The sequence below is a fragment of the Xanthomarina sp. F2636L genome, assembly GCF_026410195.1.
Classification (GTDB): Bacteria; Bacteroidota; Bacteroidia; order Flavobacteriales; family Flavobacteriaceae; genus Xanthomarina.
Map to the genome: position 1 here is coordinate 53,538 of NZ_JAPMLM010000068.1, position 22,894 is coordinate 76,431.

Consider the following 22,894-nt stretch of genomic DNA (forward strand, 5'->3'; position numbering starts at 1 on the left):
TTAAGATTTACGATTCGATACCTTTAGCAGCTTTTATAACTTCTTCTGAAATATTAGAAGGCGTTTCAGCATAGTGTGAAAATTCCATTGTTGATGTTGCACGTCCTGAAGACAACGTTCTTAATGTAGTTACATAACCGAACATTTCTGATAAAGGAACAGTAGCTTTTACAGTTTTTGCACCTGCTCTATCTCCCATATCACTCATTTGTCCACGACGACGGTTTAAATCTCCTACAATGTCACCCATGTTTTCTTCAGGAGTAATTACCTCAAGTTTCATGATTGGCTCCATAATTACTGCTTTAGCAGCTTTTGCTGCAGCTTTAAATCCTAATTTTGCAGCTAATTCGAATGATAATTGATCCGAATCCACATCGTGATAAGATCCATCAGTTAATGTTACTTTCATCGCATCAACTTCGTATCCTGCAAGCGGTCCATTAACCATAGCCATTTTGAATCCTTTTTCAATTGAAGGGATAAATTCTTTAGGAACGTTACCACCTTTAATTACTGATTCAAACTGTAATCCAACAACACCTTCATCTGCAGGCTCTAATGTAAATACTATATCAGCAAATTTACCACGTCCACCAGATTGCTTCTTATAAACCTCTCTGTGTTCAGCACGTTGTGTAATAGCCTCTTTATATTCAACCTGTGGTTGTCCTTGATTTACTTCTACTTTAAACTCACGACGTAAACGATCGACAATAATATCTAAGTGAAGCTCACCCATTCCTGATATAATTGTTTGACCTGAATTCTCGTCAGTTCTAGCTGTAAACGTTGGATCTTCTTCAGCTAATTTAGATAAAGCCATACCTAACTTATCAACATCTGCTTTAGTTTTTGGCTCTACCGCGATACCAATTACTGGATCTGGGAAGTCCATAGATTCTAAAACAATAGGATGCTTTTCATCAGACATCGTATCTCCTGTTTTAATATCTTTAAATCCTACTGCAGCACCAATATCTCCTGCTTCGATAAAATCGATAGCAATTTGTTTATTAGAGTGCATTTGGTAGATACGTGAAATACGTTCCTTTTTACCTGAACGATTGTTCAAGATATACGATCCAGCATCTAAACGACCTGAATACGCACGGAAGAATGCTAAACGTCCTACAAAAGGATCGGTAGCAATTTTAAATGCTAGAGCAGAAAAAGGCTCTTTAACATCTGGTTTACGTCTTTCTTCTTTATCAGTATCTGGATTTGTTCCTATTACACTTTCTCTATCCATTGGAGAAGGTAAATAACGACAAACAGCATCTAATAAGAACTGTACCCCTTTATTTTTAAATGAAGAACCGCAAACCATAGGAATAATTGCCATATCCATTACAGCAGCCCTAAGTGCAGCGTGCACTTCGTCTTCTGTAATAGAATCTTCATCTTCCATGAATTTTTCTAATAAATCTTCATCATAACCAGCAACTTCCTCGATTAATAAAGCACGATATTTTCGTACTTCATCTTTCATATCTTCAGGAATATCTACAACATCAAAAGTCGAACCGTAGTTCTCATCGTGCCATACAATTGCTCTGTTTTTTACTAAATCTACTATCCCTTTAAAATTCTCTTCATCACCAATATTTAAAACAATTGGCACGGCATTAGACCCTAACATTTCCTTAACTTGGTTACAAACCATCATAAAATCAGATCCTTGACGGTCCATTTTATTAACGAAACCAATTCTTGGAACTTTATAATTATCTGCAAGTCTCCAGTTAGTTTCAGATTGTGGCTCAACACCATCTACTGCACTAAATAAGAATACTAAACCATCTAATACACGTAATGAACGGTTTACCTCTACGGTAAAATCTACGTGACCAGGAGTGTCAATAATATTAAAGTGATAACTTTGCGCATCTTCAGTTGGCTTCGCGTTTTCCATTGGAAAAACCCAGTCGCAAGTAGTTGCAGCCGAAGTAATTGTAATACCTCTCTCTGCTTCTTGCTCCATCCAGTCCATTGTTGATGAACCTTGGTGAGTTTCACCCATTTTATGGTTTACACCAGTGTAGAACAAGATACGTTCTGTTGTTGTTGTTTTACCAGCATCAATGTGAGCTGCAATACCTATATTTCTTGTTAATCTTAAATCTCTTGCCATTTATTAAAATCTAAAGTGTGAGAATGCTTTATTTGCTTCTGCCATCTTATGAGTATCCACTCTTTTCTTAACAGCTGCTCCTTCTTCTTTAGCTGCTGCCAAAATTTCTGAAGCTAAACGTTGTGCCATAGATTTTTCGTTTCTTTTACGAGAATAGCTAATTAGCCATTTCATTGCAGTTGAAACTTTTCTATCTGGACGAATTTGCATTGGAATTTGAAATGTCGCTCCACCTACTCTACGACTACGTACTTCTACGTGAGGCATAACGTTAGACAAGGCATCTTTCCATAATTCTAAAGCCGTTTTTTCTTCGTCTGTTTTCTTTTCTTCTACGATATCAATTGCATCGTAAAACACTTTAAAAGCTACTGACTTTTTACCGTCCCACATCATCATATTAACGAATCTAGTTACTAACTGATCGTTAAAACGTGGATCTGGCAAAAGTGGTCTCTTTTTTGCTGCTCTTTTTCTCATGTCTTCTTCTTAAGTTTTCTTTAATTAACTCTTAGGGCGTTTTGCACCATATTTAGATCTACGTTGTGTTCTACCTGCAACACCTGCTGTGTCTAAGGCACCACGAACAATGTGATATCTAACTCCTGGCAAATCTTTTACCCTTCCACCTCTAACCAATACTATCGAGTGCTCTTGTAAATTGTGTCCTTCTCCTGGAATGTAAGCGTTTACTTCTTTACCATTAGTTAACCTTACTCTCGCTACTTTACGCATTGCAGAGTTAGGTTTCTTAGGTGTAGTAGTGTAAACACGAGTACAAACTCCACGTCTTTGTGGACACGAATCTAAAGCAACCGATTTACTCTTCTTGGTCAATTTGGTTCTTCCTTTTCGTACTAATTGTGAAATTGTTGGCATATATTTTATATAATAATTTACTAATACCTCTTATTAGAGGGGTGCAAATGTAGAAATTTATTTTAATTTTTCAAACGTTAATTAATTAATTTTCACAACTTAGCCTATATTTTTTTTTATCCCTTTCTTTAATTGTCGGAAAACAAAAGTGTAAATGGCTATTTAAAGGCTGTTTTTATTTGTATTTATCTTATTGTTTAAAGAACGAATTCTAATGGCATGTCTATTTTAGATATTCGTTAAAAGAGTCACAATACTATTAGAACCTAAAAATTACACCTATAGATATATAATAACTCTTCTTTTTACGTTAGTTTTACAATTCAAATAGTTGTTTCATAAAGTGATTAAATTACCCTACCATATACTTGTTATTTTTTTTATTTTTTCTTCACAAGTTTACTGTCAAGATTTACAGCTAAAAATAATTAGTAAAGATTCTATGGAAACCAAAACCATAGACTCTATTAGATATACTAAATTTCACAAAGATTTTGAATCTGTTTCAAACGAAATAAAAAAATTCCAAAAAAAACTTAACACCATTGGCTATTTAGAGAATAGTTTGTTATCTACCATAAGAGAAGATTCTTTACTGACTGCTACTTTCAAGCTAAATAAAAAATACCATCTGTTACACATTTACTTTAACGATAGTATCATCCCTAGAAAGTACATTGAATTAGTATCTAAAAATGTTTTTGAAGATTATTTTACAATTCAAATTCAAGATACCGAAAAAGCACTTTCAACCATAAACTTAAAATTATCTGAGACGGGAGACCCATTTAGCACATTAAAACTTTCTGATATTATTATAAAGGAGAATTCTGAAATAGACGCTACGTTAATTCGTTCAGAAAAAATTACAACTAGACAAATTGATAAAATTATTATTAAAGGATATGAAAAATTTCCAAAGTCCTTTTTAAAATATTATTTAAAAATTAAGAAAAATGATGTTTTTAATTTAACACAGATTAAAAAACAGGTCGAAGCATTTAACGAACTCCCCTTTGCAAGCCAACTTAAGGATCCTGAAATATTATTCACAAAAGATTCCACAACCCTTTACTTATTTATTGATAAAGTTAAAAGCAATAATTTTGATGGGTTTATTGGTTTTGGCACAAATGAAGAAACTAACAATATTGAATTTAGTGGTTATCTCAATTTAGAATTAACTAATAATTTAAATTATGGAGAATCTTTTAGGCTTGTTTACAAAAGTGATGAGAACGAACAAAAAACATTTCAAGTTAACTTAAACTTACCTTACTTATTTAGCACACCAATTGGAACAGAATTAGAGTTGGGATTACTTAAAAAAGATTCGTCATATTCTACCTCTAACCAAAATGCTAAAATATTCTATCAATTAAATCCAAAAAACAAGTTATTTGTAGGAGTTAGATCCATACAATCTAACAACTTATTAGATTCATTATATACAAATCCAACCATAAAGGATTATTCAACTTTGTTTTACAATGTAAGGTATCAATATAAAAGCAGGCAAAAAGAGAATATTTTATTTAACACAAATGCTTTATTAGATATTCAACTTGAAACTGGAAATCGTAAATACGAAAACAATTCAACAAAACAGTATCAATTATTATTGGATGCCTTCAATATATTTAATTTAAACGTCAAAAACAGCATCTTTATAAGAGTCAATGGATACGGATTGTTTTCAGATAATTATTTTGAAAACGAATTAGCTAGGTTTGGTGGAATCAATTCTATTAGAGGGTTCGAAGAAAACAGCCTTTCTGCAACCTTATTTGGAGTTTTAAACACAGAATATAGATATGTATTTAATAATAGTATATATATCCACTCTATAATTGATGCTGCATATCTAGAAAATAAGCTCTTAGAGCAGAAGGAAAAGCTGTATAGTTTTGGGTTTGGCTTTGGGTTAATTACAAAAGCGGGACTATTAAAATTTAATTTCGCAAATGGTAAAAGTGAGAACCAAACCTTTAAATTCTCGAATTCTCAAGTCCACTTAAGTTTGACAGCGTTTTTTTAAGGGTATTTTAACTGAATTTCACGCTATTTTTAAAATAAATTGAAATTTTAACCCTTAAATATTGTTTAATTAACTTTTTATTATGATTTTTGGCATAGACTAATTCAAATAAAATATAAAATGAAAACAAAGTTTAGTGGAATTTTAACGCTATTCCTAGCGTTTGTTGTGCAATTTACGTTTGCACAGGAAAAAACAATTTCAGGAACTGTGTCCGATGAAAACGGGTTACCCCTTCCTGGAGTTAATATTATTGTAAAAGGTACAACAAATGGTACACAAACAGATTTTGATGGAAATTATTCCATTTCTGCTAGTACTGGAGATGTTTTATCTTACTCTTTTGTTGGTTATACCAAAAAAGACATGACTGTTGGAGCTTCTAACACGATGTCCTTTAGTATGACACCTGATGTACAAGCTATCGACGAGGTAGTTATTACTGCATTAGGAATTAAGAAAGAGGAAAAATCAATTGGTTACGCTGTACAAACAGTTAAGGGTGACGACATTGCTGAGTCTAATGAGACGAACGTAGTAAACTCTCTTTCTGGTAAAGTTGCAGGTGTACAAGTTACTAACAGTTCTGGTGCAACAGGTTCTTCTTCAAGAATCGTTTTAAGAGGTGCATCCAGTATTACTGGTAACAACCAACCTTTATTCGTAATTGACGGGATTCCTGTTAACAACTCGAATACAGGTACTGCTGGCGACGGTGGTGGTTTTGATTTACCAAACGGAGCTGCAGACATCAATCCTGATGACATTGAATCTGTTACTGTACTTAAAGGACCTAACGCAGCTGCGTTATATGGTTTACGTGCTGCTAATGGAGTAATTGTTATTACTACTAAAAAAGGATCTTCGTCTAAAGATAAGTTAGGAATTACTTTTAGTTCTTCTGCTTCTTTTGAGAATCCTTTATTATTACCAGATTTCCAAAACTCTTACGGACAAGGTGGAAACCCATTCTTTTTCGAATATGTTGATGGTCAGAATGGTGATGGTGGAATTGATGAAAGTTGGGGTCCTGCTCTAGATGTTGGTTACGAATTCGTACAATGGAATTCTTATACAGTTGATGGTGCACCACTTCCATGGGTATCTCAACCAGATAACATTAAAGATTTCTACGAAACTGGTCTTACTTTAAATAACAATATCTCTTTTTCTGGAGGTGGCGAAAAAGCTAATTTCAGATTATCTTTAGGTCTTTTAGATCAAGAAGGTATGGTTCCAAATACAGACTTTAGAAGATATAACATCTCTGGTGTAACATCTTTACAAGTTAGCGAAAAGATCAATGTGTCTTTAAATGCTAAATATATTAAATCTGAAGCTGACAACTTAGTAACTGTAGGTTACAGTAATGCGAATCCTGTACAATCAATGATGTGGGGTGGACGTAACGTAGATTGGAATGCTTTAAAAGATTATGAGAATTTACCGTTAGCTCCAGTAGGAACTGCCAACGAAGGAACTCCTTTAAACTGGAACAACGTTTTCCAAAATAACCCATATTGGGCATTAAACACAAACTTAAATGGTTATAATAAAGACCGTTTAATTGGTGGTGTGAATGTTTCTTTTGATGTGACTAATTGGTTAACTATCTCTGGTAAAACAGGTTTAGATTACTCTAAATCTCAAACAACAGAAAGAAAAGCTAAAGGAACTAACGATGCTCCTGAAGGATACTACAGAGTAATTGATAGAACTTTTAGTGAAAACAACAGTGAGATTCTTTTATCTTCTGCTGGAAACATTACAGACGATTTTACTTACTCTTTAAATGCAGGTGGAAACACAATGTATAGAAAAACTGAATTAATCTATGCAACTGCTCCTCAATTAGAGTTGCCAGGTTTATATAACGTAAGTAACGTTAAAACTGGAGTAGATCCAATTCAAGGTGCTTCTTATACAGAACAAAAAATTAACAGTTTATATGGTTTTGGTCAAATTGGATTCAAAAACATGTTATTTGTTGATGTAACTGCAAGAAACGACTGGTCTAGTTTATTACCTGTTGATAATAACTCATTCTTCTATCCTTCTGTTACATTAAGTGCTGTATTAAGTGATATCTTCAATATGGACAAATCTACTGTATCTCTTTTAAAAATTAGAGGAGGTTGGTCTAAAGTAGGTTCTACTGGTGCATTAGGTGCTTATAGATTACAAGATGTTTATCAGTTTGCAACAGATGGTTGGGATGGTACCAACTTTGTGTTCTTACCTTCTGCTATCAATAACCCAGAAATTGGACCTGAAACTACTTCAGGTTACGAGTTTGGTTTAGATGCAAGATTATTTGAAAACAGATTGCGTTTCGATGCAACTTACTACGATCAAACGTCTGAAGACTTAATTGTTGATGTACAATTATCTTCTGCTACAGGTAGTGGTTCTTCGCTACAAAATGTTGGAGAAATGAGAAATAAAGGTATTGAAATTCAATTAGGTGGTACGTTAGTTAAGACTGACGACTGGCAAGTTGACTTAGAATTAAACTATGGTCAAAACGACAACAAAGTTGTTTCTTTAGGAGACTTAGAAACTTTAGTTCTTGGTGGACAATGGAGTACAACAGTTGAAGCTAGAGTTGGTGAATCTTATGGAACTATTGTAGGTCCTGCTTTTGAAAGAGCTCCAAATGGAGAAATTCTTTACGAAAATGGTTTACCTGTAATTGGTGGAAGTGAAGTATTAGGTAATGTAACTCCAGATTGGACTGGTGGTGCTAACTTAATAGTATCTTACAAAAACTTTAGATTTGATGCTTTAGTTGACGGAAAAATGGGTGGAGACATTTACACGATGACTTCAACTTGGGGTAGATATGCTGGTGTTCTTGAAGAAACAATTCAAGGTCGTGAAACTGGTGTAGTTGGTCAAGGTACTATGAATATTGGTACTGATGCTAATCCTGAATATGTTGCTAACAACGTAATTGTATCTGCAGAAAACTATAACAAAAGAGCATACTCTAACAGTGTTGCTGAAAGTTCTGTGTATGATGCATCTTACATCAAATTAAGACAATTAGGTTTAACGTATACGTTCCCTAAAAAATGGTTATCTAATATTGCTTTAGATGATGTTAACTTCTCTGTAGTAGGTAGAAACTTAGCTTTCCTTTATAAGAAAGTTCCACATATCGATCCAGAAAGTGCTTTTAGTAACGATAATTCAAACTTAGGTCAGGAATTTGGTCAACTTCCTTCTGCAAGAAGTATTTCTTTCAACGTTAACCTTAAATTCTAATTATAAAAAAATAGATTATGAAAAAAATAAATTTTATTGTCTTTTTATTCATGGGCTTGGTATTTGTGAGCTGTGATAAAGACTTTGATGAATTAAATAAAAACCCTAACGATCCTACAGCGGTTCCTTCAGAATTACTTTTAGGAAGTATGATAAGAACTACTGGGAATGTAATGTACAGCACCTTTAATGGTGGTGATATGGGATCGTGTTGGGCTCAACACTTTGCTAAAGTTCAGTATAACGACGAGGAAAGATATCTTCCAAGAGAAAGTGCTATTGGAAATGTATGGGCTACTTTATATGAGAGCACAGCAGCAGATGCTAATGCCATGTATAACCTAGCAGTTGAAGAAGAAAATTTAGTATCTCAAGGAGCTGCTTTAACAATGAAAGCTTATGCATTCTTATTGTTAACTGATCTTTATGGTGATGTACCATTTTCTGAAGCTTTACAAGGAGCGACAAATATTTCACCTGTATACGATTCTCAACAAGCTGTTTATAATGGGTCTATAGCTCTTTTAGACGAAGCTATCTCTAAATTAAATCCTGCAAACGGATCTTTAGATTCTAGCCAAGATATTATGTATGGTGGTGATGTTTCTAAATGGAGAAAATTTGCTGCATCTTTAAAGTTTAGAGCTTTAATGAGAATATCTGGAAAAGATTTAAGAGCTAGCGAAATGCAAGCTTTAGTAAACAGTGGTTTATTATTCTCTTCTAGTGATGATGATGCTAACTTAGTATATTTATCTGATGCTCCTAATGCAAACCCAATTTACGAATCGGTTGTATTTGGAACTAGAAACGAATGGAAAGTGAATTCTGCGATTGTAGATAGAATGGATGGTACAGTAGGTGGTTTACCTAATGATGCTAGATTACCTGTTATAGCTCAACCAAATGGTGATGGAGATTATAGAGGAAAACCTTCTGGATATAATGATGTTCCTAGTAATGATTATAACTATGCAAACGTTTCACCTTTAGGAGAGTTTTACTTACGTCCTGAATTACCAGCTGTATTTTTAAGCTATACTGAATTACAATTCTTATTAGCTGAAGCTGCTTTTGAAGGGTATATCTCTGGTGGTAATGGTGCAGCCGCTGCATATTACCAATCAGGAATTGAAGCTAGTTTTGCTGAAAACGATGGTGCTGATGTTACTGGTTATTACACTGGAAGTGTTATTTTCACTCCTGGATTTGCTAGAGAACAAATTGCTACTCAAAAATGGTTAGCTTTATACAGTCAAGGTTTTGAAGCTTGGACTGAATGGAGAAGAACTGGTTACCCAGTTTTAACTCCAGCTATCGATGGAGCTATTAGCCAAATTCCTTCTAGATATACTTACCCTGTAATTGAGGCATCTTTAAATGCTGCCAACTATAATGCAGCTGTAGGTAACTTATCAGGAGGAGATAAATTAACTTCGCCAGTATGGTGGATGAACTAAAAAAAAAAAGAAAATGAAAAAATTAAATTATTTATTGACGTTATTTTTCGCACTAACATTATTTGTTGGTTGTGATACTGATCCTGATAATAGTATGCCAGTAGCCGATGAAGGTGGATTGGTTGTTGATGTAAGCGATTCTAGTGGTAAAGTTTTAGGAACACCACTTGATGCTACAGATATATCAAATTCTGCAATAGCATTCGATAATGCAGATGTTGAATTAGATTTTAACTCATTATTATCTTTAGGTAACTATTCTAATGTTTCTAGATTAGAAATTGTTAAAACTTTAAACGATGGCCCAGAAGCTATTGTTGGAGATGTTTCAACACTACCTTTTAACTTAACATACGATTCTATTGAAGAGTATGTATCAGGTTTGGGAATCGATGCTTCAGACTTAAGAATTGGTGATGTTTTTACTTTTAAAGTAAAGTTATACCAAACTGATGGAGATTCATATTACTTCTCTCCTAGTATGGGTGCATTTTCAGTTGTAGTTAATTGTGCTTCTAACTTAGCTGGTAATTACGATGTAACTGCAACTAGAGACGACGGTGCTGCTGTAAACCATGGTATTGAACCAGTTATCGAGGTTTCTCCTGGTTATTACAAAGCTAAGACTACTGGATTATGGGGGTTTGGTGATATTGCTCCAGATCAAGGTTATAATTTTAATGATACGTGTAGTACATTAACAGTTCCACCTCAAAATCTTGCACAAGGATATTATTCTAATGGAGTAAATCCAACAGATGATGGTTCTGTATTAGCTAACGGGAATTTAGTAATCAATTATGAAATTGAATTCGGATCAGGTAATAGAACATATCAAAATGTTTATGTTAAACAATAATAATCGACTAAAATTTTAAAGATGAAAAATAAATTAAAATCTATATTCTTACTTGCACTATCTGCTGGTGTATTAGCTACTTCTTGTAGTGAAGACGACCATACAGGCGCGAGTATGATTAATTATTCAAGTCCAACGGTTACTCTATCTACAGCTAGCACAAGTGTTGTTGTTGATGAGAGTATGATCGATCCAGATGATGAAGGCTTAGGATATGAAATTGAAGTAACTGCTTCTATTCCAGAACCAGTATTTGCAGACATTCATATTCCTTTAGTACAAGTTGGTGGAACTGCAGGTTCAAGTGATTTCTCAGGAGGAACGATTGTTATCACTTCTGGACATACTTCAGCCACTGCAAATGTGACTATTTGGAGAGAATGTGAAAGTGGTGTTGAAGGAGAAGAAACTTTAACTATTAGTTATGGAGATAATATTGCAAATGCTAAAATGGCACCATTTTCTATGGACATTACTATAATTGATTGGGTAAATGATGCTCTTGAAATATCTGTTGGTTGGGAAGGTACTTATACTTTCACAGATCAAGCAGGAACTGAAGTTGAAATTGATTTCTGTGGTTTAGATATTGATACTGTATTATTTGATGATATGGGTAATGCTTTAGGATATATATCTGGAACTTCAGATTGTACTGAAGTAGATGTAATTTCTGGTTTGGCTGATGGTACTTATTATATCGTAGCTGATGTATTTGAAAACCCATTTGAAGATTATTATGTGAATGATGATGATGATATAGTTGATGTTCCAATTGTACTTACTACTTCTTATAGTCAGTGTGGATTCCCTGATACTACTGGTAGTTTTGTTACTGAAGGACTAACTTCTAATATTAGTAACCCTGTTTCAGATCCTCATCTAGTTGGTGAAGTTGCAATAGCTATAGCTACAGTAGAAGTAACTGGTGGATACAACTATGTGGTTACTCCATTATAAAAATTATGTATTTTTATTATAATAAAAAAAACCATCTCTTTCGAGATGGTTTTTTTTATACCTTTGTTTTATGGAAAACAGCACACAAATATTTGGTTTAAGAGCTATCATCGAAGCCATTAATTCTGGTAAAACTCTTGAAAAGGTGTTTCTTCAAAAAGGTCTTAAAGGCGACTTATTTAACGAGTTAGAAACTCTAATTCGTAAAGAAAATATAAACAGCTCTTATGTTCCTGTTGAAAAATTAAATAGGTTAACTAATAAGAATCATCAAGGTGCCGTGGCCCAAATTTCACCTATTGCATTTCATGACATAGAAGACCTTGTTATGAATGTTATAGAATCTGGTAAAACACCTTTATTTATACTATTAGATCAAATAAGCGATGTAAGAAATTTTGGAGCTATTATCAGAACTGCAGAATGTACTGGCGTTGATGGCATTATTATACAGAAAAAAGGTGGTGCTCCTGTTAATGGAGACACCATCAAAACAAGTGCTGGTGCTGTATTTAAAGTTCCTATTTCTAAAGTAGACCATATTAAAGATGCTATGTTTTATCTTCAAGCTTCAGGCATTAAGGTAATAGCTGCAACAGAAAAAACAGAGAATACTATTTACGATATTTCTTTTAAAGAACCCTGTGCCATTATTATGGGTTCGGAAGGGAGAGGAATCAATCCTTCTGTATTAAAATTAGTAGATGATAAAGCTAAGTTACCTTTATTGGGTGAGATAGAGTCTTTAAACGTATCTGTTGCTTGTGGCGTGTTTTTATATGAAGTCGTGAGACAACGACGGTTGATTGTTGATTGTTGATTGTTGATTGTTGATTGTTGATTGTTGAATCAAATATATCCAACTTAAATAACAAAGAATGCATACTTGATTCTAATTCAATACATCGAATTATTAGCTAAAGGTTGCTAATTTACTCCTTTACTAAAAAAACAAGAAATTTCGAATTTGGAATTTTATAAACTTACTCTTTATTCGGTTTAAAAGTATAGTTTACTATAGGATCTTGGTTCTTTTTTATTTCAACCTTTTCCTCTACTCTATCATCAACTTCATTTTCTACTTCAATTTCAGGCAGCTCAATAAAGTTTCCATTTTCATCAAAATGTTTTAGAAACGGGTCTTCATCTTCATTATAAGTTTCTTCTTCCCATGCATATTTTTTGGGTTTAGCTATTTCTTTCCTAAAGATTAGAGCAAATATAAAGCCTGTAATTAATCCTGCTGTATGTCCTTCCCAAGAAACACCATCTACAATTGGAAACACATACCATATCATGCTTCCATATAAAAACACGATCAATAAAGACAAGGCGATTAAGCGATAATATCTAGCAAATATCCCTTTAAAAAAAGTAAAACTTACCAAAACATAAATTAATCCACTTGCTCCAATATGATAGGATGGTCTTCCAATACCCCAAGTAATTAATCCAGACACTAAAATCCCGTATAGAACCACTTTCCATGCTATTGGTTTGTAAAAATAAAACAATGCAGCTGTTAAAACAAAAAGAGGAATGGTGTTATGATATAAGTGAGAAATTCCAGAATGAATAAATGGGCTAAATAATACGCCACGTAAACCTTTTATGGTTTGGGGGTAAATACCATACTTATTAAAATCTAAACCAAAACGTATTTCTACCCAAAATACCAACCATATTAGTAGAACAAAAAAAATGGGATATAAAATAACGCCATTTGAAAACTGAAAATGCTCTTTTGATTGCATGTTTAAATTTAAAGGTTTTATTACAAATACATGACCAAAATTATAATTTATGTAAAATTGTCAGATGTCCTTTAAAAGACTTACATTTCTTTTATTGAAAATTCTGACTAAGCAGGAATTTATATTATTTTTACCATATGAATGAGCCATTAGCCGAAAGATTGCGTCCAAAAACTTTAGATGATTATATTAGTCAAACACATCTTATTGGAGACCATGGAGCGTTAACCAAACAAATAAAACAAGGATTAATTCCTTCTATGATATTTTGGGGGCCTCCAGGAATTGGCAAAACAACTTTGGCAAATATTATTGCCACAGAATCTGGCAGACCATTTTATACATTAAGTGCTATAAGTTCTGGTGTGAAAGATGTTCGTGAAATTATTGAAAAAGCTAAAACAAGTGGAGGTTTATTTACAACTAAAAATCCCATTCTATTTATTGATGAAATTCATAGGTTTAGTAAATCGCAACAAGATTCTTTATTACAAGCAGTAGAAAAAGGTTGGGTAACCTTAATTGGAGCTACCACCGAAAATCCCAGTTTTGAAGTTATTCCGGCATTATTATCGCGTTGTCAGGTTTATATTTTAAATTCTTTTAGTAAAAATGATTTAGAAGCCCTTTTAAAGCGTGCTATTGAAAAAGATGAACACATCTCCAAAAAAGATGTTGAACTAAAAGAAACTGAAGCTTTATTGCGCCTTTCTGGAGGTGATGCTAGAAAGCTATTGAATATTTTTGAATTGATAGTAAATTCTGAAACGTCAGATAAAATTGTTATTACAAACGAGTCTGTTTTACAAAAGGTTCAAAACAACACGGTTCGCTATGATAAAACGGGCGAACAACATTACGACATTATTTCTGCTTTTATAAAATCTATACGTGGAAGCGATCCAAATGCAGCTGTGTATTGGTTAGCAAGAATGATTGAAGGTGGAGAGGATGTGAAATTTATTGCTAGAAGATTACTCATACTTGCTAGTGAAGATATTGGCAATGCAAATCCTACAGCTTTAATAATGGCGACCAATACCTTTCAAGCAGTTTCTACTATTGGACATCCAGAATCGCGAATTATTTTAAGTCAGTGTGCCACGTATCTTGCGTGTTCACCAAAAAGTAATGCGGCTTATGAAGCCATTAATAAAGCCCAACAATTGGTTAAACAAACTGGAGATCTTTCCGTACCACTTTCTATCCGGAATGCACCAACTAAACTAATGAAAGAAATAGGTTATGGCGAAGATTATAAATATGCTCATAACTACGACAATAATTTTGCTGAACAAGAATTTTTACCAGAGGAGATAAAAAACTCCATCCTCTATAGTCCGGGAAATAATTCTAGAGAAAATGTGCAAAGGGAGTTTTTAAAAATACGTTGGAAAGATAAATACAAGTATTAAAGCTTGATATTAAGTTTGGAACTTGTTACCTCAGTACCATTATTTTCAGAAAGAAACCATGAACCATCTTCTTTAAATACCATGGCATTTTTACCTTGAACCATAAAAACTTCTGGATTTCTGGTGTTTAATAATACCATAACCACTTTAGACGATTTATCTACTAATTGATAACCCCCTTCTGTTTTCTGAGCAAATAAAAGTGTTTCTTTAGTTTCTGTAATTGTATCTGTAACTTCAACAACGGTTTCTGCTATAGCAACATCGGTAATGACCTCAGTACTCTTTGCTTCTTTTAATGCCGCAAGCTCTTCTTTAAGCTGTTCTATTTCTTGTTTTGAAGTGTCATTTTTAGCAGTTCCCATGGCCAAAATGGTTTCGTTAGGAACGTATGTATAGTTTAAAGCTTTTACATATAAAAAAGCATCTCTTAAGGCTTTATTGTATGCTATCGCGTATTTTTTTTCAAAACTCTCACCGTCTTCAGATAGATATACAATATCACCTTTACAATTTTTTAATTGCACTTTTAATTTGGTTTTAAAAGCTCCAGAATCGTCAATCATATCAGATTTTAAAGCCAAACAAGGATTAAACATTAAATCTTCTGGAAAAATGTCGTCTTCTTTCAGAGCTGTAAATCCGTATTTATTAAATAAGAAATGTGAAATTGAATTAAGTTGAAATTGATCATCTTCATCTAAAAAATCGTAAGAATTTGGAACAATAACATATTTATAATCATTGACACTGTGTTGCGAAAATGATGACATAGTTGATGTGAAAACAATAGCTATAATCAGAAATTTCTTTAACATTTTTAGTAATTTTTTAATTCGTGTAAAGATAGCCAAGTTTTATAAAAACAATTTTAATTCTTCTAAATTATTTATCTGCCTGATTTTACTTTCTGCAAATGTTTTTAGATAATTAAAGTAAATAGCTTCCATACCAATATTTAAGGCGCCTAAAATATCTGCTTCCATATTATCTCCAATCATGATACTTGTTTTTGGATTAGCATCTACCTTATTCAATGCATGATTAAAAATTATTGGGTTGGGTTTTTTAACTCCAGCTTGTTCAGAATCTGTAACCGATTTAAAGAAATGATGGATGTTAGAATTCCTTAATTTACTTTCTTGTGCTTCTTTAAATCCATTAGTTATTATATGTAAATGATACTTAGGCTTGAGGTAGTTTAAAATATCTAAGGTATAATCAAACAGATGATTAAATGATGACAAATAGGTAATATAATCAATAGATAATCTATTAATTAAAGTCCTATCTGCCTGAAACGATATTTTATTAAAAGTATCGTTTAAACGGTTGTATCTTAAAGATTCTTTGTCAATTTTTTCTTCTCTATAAAGTTTCCAATAATCTAAATTTATGCGTTCGTAGTGGCTTAAAAACTCATCTATGTCTATGGCCACATCATGCATTTTAAAAATTTTATTAAATGTTAAAGCCGAGTTTTTATCAAAATCCCAAAGGGTATGATCTAAGTCGAAAAAAACATCTTTGATGCCCTTAATCTTCATGTGCTGATTCTAATATCATGTTAAACAATTCTTTAAATCCTTTCCATCTGTCCACATCGCTAAAGGTATAATTATGAAATACGGGAACAAATTCGCCATTAACCTGCTTTACTTGAGAGATAATTTCGTTGAGAGCTTTTTTCTTATCCAATAGGGAATGTATTTTCAATAAGGAATAATCCAATAAATGATAAGAGGTTATTTTTAAAGGTGTTTGTATTTCGTAATCTAAATCGTAAAACAAAAAAGGTGTGCAAGTTCCTGCTCTAAACCCTGGATGATTGATATACCCCATAGTATAATCCTCTAAAATCTCCAATTCTACCAAATTTCTGTAAGATTCAGGCAAGTTTAATTTTGAAAACGACTGTCTAGAAGCTATTAAAGATGAATTTAAAATGGATTCCATTCGCGATTTTTCCTTCTTTAAAATGTCTATGTCTTCTAGGGCAAAATAAGATGCTTTCAAACCTACTTGACAATAATCTGCAACCTGCTTGATGAGCGTAACAAATTTTCGTTTTTGAGCATCAACACCTTTATCGTAGGTAGAATAATCGCCAATAAGAAAGAAAAACAAGAATTTAGATGAGCTGTGCTTTTGTTTGTTTATAATGTATTTAAAAGTGTCGTAAGTATCACGTTTAAACCCAAAAAGCACCATGTATCTATAGTAGAGTTTTTTGAAATTAAAACTAAGAATATCTTTAGCCGTTCCTCCAAGAGTTCTCATTATTCCTTTTAATTTGAAATTATAAGCTGAAGGCACATCTATAATAGGTTTTATGGAATATTTTCTTTCTGGAAACTGAAAATCTGGATAATTGTGTTCAAAGATTTTTCTGAATTTATAAGCCCAAATATCTACTACTGGCTGATGTAAAAATCCATGGTTAAACGCAATGCTTTCCTGTGGAGTAAATCTGCCATAATCATCTTTTACATGGGGTAAATATTCTTCATACCTACTTAATAAATAAAATGAAGCAGAAAATATATCGAAAGGGATTGCACTTTTTTCACCATTAATAAAAAAGCATTTGGTTTCTTCCCAATCATGCACGTTTATCTCAACATCTGAAATCCCTTGTTCGAATAAAATATCATGGCTTCTTACAAAGATCTCATTACTCAAGGGCTGTTTTGCATAAGACATTTTAAGACTATCGTGTGCGATAAAGTCTTCTATAGTAGTTGTGAAATTTACAGGAACCCCTAAGATTCTTGTAAAAATATGTTTAAAGGCATATTTTAATCGAGGTGATATTTTATGTGTATAAACTAAGAGCATGAATGCGTTTAAATATCAGGTTTTAAATTCTAATTCCAAAATTACTGAATTCTAATGGCTTAACATCTGTGTTTTTCATGGTATTTGGCACTTTCACATGAGGGATTCGTCTGCAAAGCTAAAGTAGGCTTTTTCTGTAATGATTACGTGGTCTAGAATCTTTATATCCAAACTTTCTCCAGCTAGTTTTAACTTTCTAGTAATTTGTTTATCAGCTTCACTAGGTTTTAAAGTTCCTGACGGATGATTATGCACCAAAATAAGTCCTGTGGCTCCAACTTCTAGAGCATTTTTAAGTACCAAACGCACATCGACTAAAGTTCCAGTAATCCCTCCTTTGCTCAATTGGTTTTTTTGAATAATTTTATTCGAATTATTTAAATACAAAATCCAGAATTCTTCGTGGGGCAACTCTCCCAGAATGGGTTGCATGATTTGAAAAACCGATAGACTAGAGGTTATCTTCTTTTTTTGGATGAGCTCCTCTCCTCCTCTTCTTCTTCCTAATTCTAGAGCAGCAGCAATGGTAATGGCTTTGGCTTCACCAATGCCTTTAAAAGTCATCAATTGTTTTAAAGATAGTTTACCAAGTGCATTGAGGTTATTATCAACGCTTGCCAGGATACGCTTGCTTAAATCGACCGCACTTTCATTTCTACTACCAGAACCAATAAGTATGGCCACCAATTCGGCATCGCTTAAAGTGGCTTTGCCTTTATCGCGAAGTTTTTCTCGTGGCTGGTCTGTTTCGTTCCAGTTTTTGATTGAAAATGATGTCGGTTTTTTCTCCATATGCTAAACATAAATATAGTAAATATATCATTGAAAAGTAAGGCCCTTAAATGCTCTTGAACTTTCTTCTTAGAAACACCCTAAATACGGAAAGTAAATGATTTTATTTTAGCGATTACATCCCAGGTGAGACAATAATTATTTTGGTGAATAATAAAAAAATACTTCTCTAGACCATCTTTTTTTCATGTGAAAAAGCAAGAAAATTGACACGAACTACATACGGACTACATACGGACCATGTACGGACTATCCACGAACCATCTAAACACAGAAAACCAAACCATATTTAGTTAGATAGAAGTGAATTATTAAAAGGAATAAAAAATATTCAATTTTTAAATTAAGCTTTTAGAGAAGTATATTTAATAATTTATATGAAAAAGTACTTACTTTTGGCACAGCTATTGAATCACTTTAGTTTTTAAAATATAATCCTTATGAAAAATTTTACACTATTAATATTATGTTTCGTTAGTCTATTTGCTCATGCTCAAGAATCCAGATTAACTATTTTCTCTGAAGATGGAAATCCATTTTATGTTGTCCTAAACGGCATTAGACAAAATGAAGAGCCTCAGGTAAATATTGCGATAGATTATTTAGTGAATGATTATTACGACACTAAAATTATTTTTGCTGATACATCCATTCCTGTTCTTGAAAAAAAGCATCTTATGGTAGTGGATGCTGATAGCAGAAGAGGCGAAGTTGTTTATAAAATTAAGACCACTAGCCGAGGAAAAAAATTACGTTATTATTCGTTTACACCTTTTCAGCAAATTTTACCAGCACCAAGCAATGTATCTGTCATTCATTACAATGCCAATCCGCTACCTCCAATTCAAACCATAACTCAAACAACTACAACCACTACCTCTGGTAATGGCGACCATATTAACATTGGGGTTGATGTAAATGGAGATGGCAATAATGTAGGTGTTGGTGTTCATGTAAATTCTGGAGTTTCAACCACTACTACACAAACTACAACAACTACTATTGGAGTTCCCACTGATGTTGTTTTAGTAGAAGAAGCAGATTGTTATGCTATGTATGAATCAGATTTTAATCAGGCCTTAGAGTCCATTAATAAAAAAACGTTTTCAGATTCTAAATTAACTCTTGCCAAACAGGTTACCAGAGGTAACTGTTTAACTTCAGCACAAATTGCACAAATTACAAGTTTATTCGATTTTGAAGATACTAAGTTAGAGTATGCCAAGTTTGCCTATTCATTTTGTTATAATCCAGAAAATTATTGGAAAGTAAATAACGCTTTCGAGTTTGAATCTACCATAGAAGAACTCCATGAATATATTGAGTCTCTTGGTTATTAGTACCAGAAGATTATAACAAATTCAAATAAATTATATCAATGAAAAAATTGTTACTTATTGGGTTCATAACATGTTTGTCTTATTCTTTACAATCTCAAAATAAAATAGGTGTGTTTGCTGGAGCTACCACTTCTACACTCACAGACGGTTTTTTTAATTCCTTTTATCTTGGGAGTAATTCTTATACCTTTCATGTTGGTGGTGTTTATGAATTACCACTTCAAGATAATATTTCTTTTAGACCAAAAGTTATTTATAACAAACAAGGGAATAATGAAAGTTTAACGGATAACATTCAATATGTAACAAGCTATATTAATTTACCTCTAAATTTTAAATTTTTCAAGCAACCCTATTTACTTGCTGGTCCACAAATAGGATTTTTATTAAACACCAAAAAAAATGAATTTGATGTAGGTGACATGAAAACCTTTGACTATGGAGTTAATTTAGGAATTGGATGGAACATTAAGGACTTCTTTATTGACTTTTCAATATATAAAGGATTCAATGAGTTAATAGAGGTTAATTATGTAAATAACAATCCATATAGAGATGTTGATATGGAAGCAACAAATTTTACAGCACTCTTAAGTTTTGGTTATCATTTCCTTTAAAACTAGTCATAAAAGTTATTGAATCATTCCTTTCACAGCATCAAAATCCAAACCACCATAATTTCCAGAACTCATAAGCAACAAAGCTTTGTTATTAAAATCTTGTGAGAACAGAAAATTTTTAAAATCGTCTGGATTGGTATAAATAATTAAATCGTCTCTTTGAAAAGCATTTGCTATTTGTTCTTGTGTAACTTCGTCTAACTTTTTAATTTCTACAGCATGTGGTGAATAGAATACCACAGCCACATCTGCTGCATCTAATGCGCCTTTATATTCTTTTAGAAATTCAGCATTCAAACTGCTATAAGTATGTAATTCTAAACAAGCAACCAAAGTTCTGTCTTGGTATTGCTCTTTTACAGCATTGGTTGTTGCTTCAACTTTAGAAGGTGAATGCGCAAAATCTTTATAAGCGACACTGTTATTGCTATCGGCTATTTTCTCTAAACGTTTGCTGGCTCCTTTAAAGGTGGCAATGGCTTCGTAGAAATCGTCTTCATCAATTCCCATGTGTTGGCAAATCCACTTGGCTCCTGCCAGATTGTTTAAGTTATGCTTTCCAAAAACTTCTATTGGCAAAGGTCCTTCGGGTGTTTCTAAAAGCGTTTGTCCGTTTTCAACCGTGTATTCTGGTGTTTGGTAAGGCAATTTTCTAATGGTATTTTCACTAGCTTCCACCACTTTTACTACTTCTAAATCCTCTTCGTTGTAGGTGATGCTACCACCTTTGACAATACTATCTACAAAGATGCTGAATTGCTCCAAGTAATTTTCATAAGTTGGAAACACATTGATATGATCCCAAGCAATACCACTTAATAAAGCAATATTTGGTTTGTAGAGATGAAATTTTGGGCGTCTGTCAATTGGTGAACTTAAATACTCGTCGCCTTCCAGCACCATAAAATCGTTGTCATCTGTTAGTTTTACCATAACATCAAAGCCTTCCAGTTGTGCACCAACCATATAATCGACATCGCGATTGTGGTAATGCATCACGTGAAGAATCATGGACGTTATGGTCGTTTTTCCATGAGATCCACCAATAACCACACGGGTTTTATTTTTTGATTGTTCGTACAAAAACTCTGGATAACTATAAATTTTCAGACCTAATTCCTGAGCTTTTAAAAGTTCTGGATTGTCTGCCTTGGCGTGCATGCCTAAAACAATAGCATCCAAATTAGTTGTAATTTTTTCAGGAAACCAACCGTAGGCTTTTGGTAACAATCCTTTAGCTTCCAATCTGGATTTTGAAGGTTCAAAAATGGTATCGTCGCTTCCTGTTACTTGGTATCCTTTGTTGTGTAAGGCTAAAGCCAAATTGTGCATGGCAGAACCACCAATAGCTATAAAATGTACGTTCATGGTTGTGTTTTGTAGTGATTTCAAAGATACTTTTTTTGAATTAAATTGCGAATGTTTTTTGTTCTGAAACTTTAAAGGTTTTTACACAGAGATTCGCAGAGAAAACACAGAATTAAACAAGGAGATTAGAAACTCAATTGTGTCTTCGTGGCGAAAGAAATCAAAGCTTCAAGATAGCACTTCGCTCTTCTTGAAACACTTTTATTTCTGGAAGCTCCTTAACTGCAAGGTTTATATACTTTAGAGCTTCTGTTTTATTGTTTTTTTGTCTGTAAATTTGAGCCAACCTATAATTTGCCCAAGCAATGGGAACACCATCTTCTGGCGAATAATTTTTGATGTAGTTTTTTAAACAGGCTTCCCCTTTTTCCAACTGCATATTGTATTCGGCAGAGACTTTACCAAGCTGATAATGCAACCCATTGCGTTGCAATTTTTCCTGAGCCTCTTCAATATTAGAAATAGCTTTTTCTGGTTGTTTTTGGTTCTCGTAGAATTCACTAAGTTTGTTATAACAAGTAATAGAACCACCTATTTCTATGGCTTTTTTATAATATCTTTCGGCTAATATAGCCTCGTCGTCATATTCATAAATATAGCCTTTAGCCAGATAGCCATCGACTTTGGAAAGCTGCTCTAATTCTTCAGCATATTTTAAAGAAGTATCTTTACTTCCTCCTACTATAGCTGGCAATTGCATGTACAGTTCCACCAATGCCCAACGGGTTTCAATATGGTTTTTATCTAGTTTTGCTGCTGTTAAAAATGCTTCTTTTAAATCGCTTAAATAAACTAAGGCCGAAAGTTTATTTACAGAAAGGGCTTTCATGCCTAAGGCGCCTCCATATTTATAATGATAATTGGCTACTTTGGGTTTTAAGCTAGTTAATTTTTTATACTGCTCCATAGCTTCATCCCATTTTTCTTGATAGGCATAGGTATCTCCTAAGAGTTCAATCGCTTTTACATCGGTTGGATTACTTGTAACAATTGGTGTCACTAAAGCTTCGGCTTTTGTATAGTTTTTTTGCTCCAATAACAACTGCAAGTCTTGATAGGATGTTTGCGAAAAACACCAGAGAGGACACAAGAAAAATAAAACCAGTTTTTTCATATATAAATCGTCGGAATAACAAAAGTAACCTTTCTTATTCACTTAAAAAATGCTTA

The 22,894-nt window shown here is 33.2% G+C and carries 19 protein-coding genes; 9 read left to right on the forward strand and 10 right to left on the reverse strand.

Going from position 1 to position 22,894, the window contains the following annotated elements:
- Positions 1-7: 7 nt before the first annotated feature.
- From fusA to rpsL, 3 genes are read right to left on the reverse strand one after another with little or no spacing between them, the layout of a single operon-like run.
- Positions 8-2,134 carry an elongation factor G gene (gene fusA, locus OS191_RS07695; RefSeq protein ID WP_267155120.1) on the reverse strand — a complete coding sequence of 709 codons (2,127 nt, stop codon included), beginning with the start codon at positions 2,132-2,134 and terminating at the stop codon, positions 8-10.
- Positions 2,135-2,137: 3 nt separating this feature from the next.
- Positions 2,138-2,614 (reverse strand): 30S ribosomal protein S7, encoded by a 477-nt coding sequence (gene rpsG, locus OS191_RS07700; RefSeq protein ID WP_267155121.1) that lies wholly within the window; start codon positions 2,612-2,614, stop codon positions 2,138-2,140.
- A gap of 24 nt (positions 2,615-2,638) precedes the next feature.
- Complete coding sequence (rpsL, locus tag OS191_RS07705; protein WP_267155122.1) at positions 2,639-3,013, reverse strand: 30S ribosomal protein S12; 375 nt, start codon at positions 3,011-3,013, stop codon at positions 2,639-2,641.
- Between the two features lie 442 nt (positions 3,014-3,455).
- Here rpsL and OS191_RS07710 point away from each other — a divergent pair, with 442 nt between their 5' ends.
- From OS191_RS07710 to rlmB, 6 genes are all read left to right on the forward strand, one after another.
- Positions 3,456-5,051, forward strand: coding sequence for a POTRA domain-containing protein (locus tag OS191_RS07710; RefSeq protein WP_267155123.1), 1,596 nt, complete (start codon positions 3,456-3,458; stop codon positions 5,049-5,051).
- Between the two features lie 120 nt (positions 5,052-5,171).
- Positions 5,172-8,318 (forward strand): SusC/RagA family TonB-linked outer membrane protein, encoded by a 3,147-nt coding sequence (locus tag OS191_RS07715; RefSeq protein WP_267155124.1) that lies wholly within the window; start codon positions 5,172-5,174, stop codon positions 8,316-8,318.
- A gap of 17 nt (positions 8,319-8,335) precedes the next feature.
- Positions 8,336-9,778 (forward strand): SusD/RagB family nutrient-binding outer membrane lipoprotein, encoded by a 1,443-nt coding sequence (locus OS191_RS07720; RefSeq protein ID WP_267155125.1) that lies wholly within the window; start codon positions 8,336-8,338, stop codon positions 9,776-9,778.
- 13 nt (positions 9,779-9,791) lie between these two features.
- Positions 9,792-10,637, forward strand: coding sequence for a hypothetical protein (locus tag OS191_RS07725; protein WP_267155126.1), 846 nt, complete (start codon positions 9,792-9,794; stop codon positions 10,635-10,637).
- A gap of 21 nt (positions 10,638-10,658) precedes the next feature.
- The gene (locus OS191_RS07730; RefSeq protein ID WP_267155127.1) at positions 10,659-11,597 is read left to right on the forward strand and encodes a hypothetical protein; all 939 of its coding nucleotides are present in this window, start codon (positions 10,659-10,661) and stop codon (positions 11,595-11,597) included.
- Positions 11,598-11,667: 70 nt separating this feature from the next.
- On the forward strand, positions 11,668-12,417 hold the full coding sequence (gene rlmB / locus OS191_RS07735; protein ID WP_267155128.1) for a 23S rRNA (guanosine(2251)-2'-O)-methyltransferase RlmB: 750 nt from the start codon (positions 11,668-11,670) through the stop codon (positions 12,415-12,417).
- A 163-nt stretch (positions 12,418-12,580) separates the two neighbouring features.
- Here the strand turns inward: rlmB and OS191_RS07740 are convergent, their stop codons facing one another.
- A complete protein-coding gene (locus OS191_RS07740; RefSeq protein ID WP_267155129.1) occupies positions 12,581-13,351 on the reverse strand; it encodes a rhomboid family intramembrane serine protease in 771 nt (256 codons plus the stop codon).
- Positions 13,352-13,488: 137 nt separating this feature from the next.
- Here OS191_RS07740 and OS191_RS07745 point away from each other — a divergent pair, with 137 nt between their 5' ends.
- Positions 13,489-14,766: a replication-associated recombination protein A gene (locus tag OS191_RS07745; protein WP_267155130.1), complete on the forward strand. Its 1,278-nt coding sequence runs from the start codon at positions 13,489-13,491 to the stop codon at positions 14,764-14,766.
- On the opposite strand, the gene OS191_RS07750 is transcribed toward OS191_RS07745, so the two are convergent.
- From OS191_RS07750 to radC, 4 genes are all read right to left on the reverse strand, one after another.
- A complete protein-coding gene (locus OS191_RS07750; RefSeq protein WP_267155131.1) occupies positions 14,763-15,584 on the reverse strand; it encodes a hypothetical protein in 822 nt (273 codons plus the stop codon). The genes OS191_RS07745 and OS191_RS07750 overlap by 4 nt on opposite strands.
- Before the next feature lie 39 nt (positions 15,585-15,623).
- Positions 15,624-16,313 (reverse strand): YjjG family noncanonical pyrimidine nucleotidase, encoded by a 690-nt coding sequence (locus OS191_RS07755; protein WP_267155132.1) that lies wholly within the window; start codon positions 16,311-16,313, stop codon positions 15,624-15,626.
- The gene (locus OS191_RS07760) at positions 16,303-17,604 is read right to left on the reverse strand and encodes a polysaccharide deacetylase family protein (RefSeq protein ID WP_267155133.1); all 1,302 of its coding nucleotides are present in this window, start codon (positions 17,602-17,604) and stop codon (positions 16,303-16,305) included. The genes OS191_RS07755 and OS191_RS07760 overlap by 11 nt, the downstream gene beginning before the upstream one ends.
- 93 nt (positions 17,605-17,697) lie before the next feature.
- Positions 17,698-18,396, reverse strand: a complete 699-nt coding sequence (gene radC, locus OS191_RS07765; protein WP_267155134.1) for a RadC family protein — start codon at positions 18,394-18,396, stop codon at positions 17,698-17,700.
- A gap of 440 nt (positions 18,397-18,836) precedes the next feature.
- Here radC and OS191_RS07770 point away from each other — a divergent pair, with 440 nt between their 5' ends.
- Together OS191_RS07770 and OS191_RS07775 are read left to right on the forward strand one after the other, a co-directional pair.
- On the forward strand, positions 18,837-19,736 hold the full coding sequence (locus OS191_RS07770; RefSeq protein ID WP_267155135.1) for a proline and serine-rich protein 1 family protein: 900 nt from the start codon (positions 18,837-18,839) through the stop codon (positions 19,734-19,736).
- A gap of 38 nt (positions 19,737-19,774) precedes the next feature.
- Positions 19,775-20,353 (forward strand): porin family protein, encoded by a 579-nt coding sequence (locus OS191_RS07775; RefSeq protein ID WP_267155136.1) that lies wholly within the window; start codon positions 19,775-19,777, stop codon positions 20,351-20,353.
- A 15-nt stretch (positions 20,354-20,368) separates the two neighbouring features.
- Here the strand turns inward: OS191_RS07775 and OS191_RS07780 are convergent, their stop codons facing one another.
- Both OS191_RS07780 and OS191_RS07785 read right to left on the reverse strand, forming a co-directional pair.
- Entirely contained in the window at positions 20,369-21,724 is a 1,356-nt protein-coding gene (locus tag OS191_RS07780; protein ID WP_267155772.1) for a UDP-N-acetylmuramate--L-alanine ligase, read from the reverse strand.
- Between the two features lie 160 nt (positions 21,725-21,884).
- Entirely contained in the window at positions 21,885-22,838 is a 954-nt protein-coding gene (locus OS191_RS07785) for a tetratricopeptide repeat protein (protein WP_267155137.1), read from the reverse strand.
- Positions 22,839-22,894 lie beyond the last annotated feature (56 nt).